This is a genomic window from Corynebacterium sp. MSK006 (assembly GCF_030232385.1).
Taxonomy (GTDB): domain Bacteria; phylum Actinomycetota; class Actinomycetes; order Mycobacteriales; family Mycobacteriaceae; genus Corynebacterium; species Corynebacterium frankenforstense_A.
The window spans coordinates 1-507 of record NZ_JASPJZ010000035.1; the positions used below are offsets into that span (position 1 = coordinate 1).

Consider the following 507-nt stretch of genomic DNA (forward strand, 5'->3'; position numbering starts at 1 on the left):
TTTAGTGGCGTGTCCTGGACCCGAAGCGGGGTGATCTACCCATGGCCAGTGTGAAGCGACGGTAAGACGTCGTGGAGGCGCGCACCCACTTAGGTTGAAAACTGAGGGGATGAGTTGTGGGTAGGGGTGAAAGGCCAATCAAACTCCGTGATAGCTGGTTCTCCCCGAAATGCATTTAGGTGCAGCGTCAAAGTGTAGCGTGCCGGAGGTAGAGCGACTGGTTGGTTGAGCGGGATTATCGTCTTAGCAACATCAGCCAAACTCCGAATGCCGGTTATGTGGTCTTTGGCAGTGAGACCGTGGGGGATAAGCTCCATTGGTCGAGAGGGAAACAGCCCAGATCGCCGGTTAAGGCCCCTAAGGGTGTGCTCAGTGGAAAAGGATGTGGGATCGCGAAGACAGCCAGGAGGTTGGCTTAGAAGCAGCCATCCTTGAAAGAGTGCGTAATAGCTCACTGGTCGAGTGGTCCTGCGCCGACAATTCAGTGGGGCTTAAGTACACCGCCGA

Annotated in this window: 1 rRNA gene; it reads left to right on the plus strand. The window is 55.4% G+C overall.

Going from position 1 to position 507, the window contains the following annotated elements:
* A 23S ribosomal RNA gene (locus tag QQA02_RS11600) occupies window positions 1-507 on the plus strand; the annotation flags it as partial.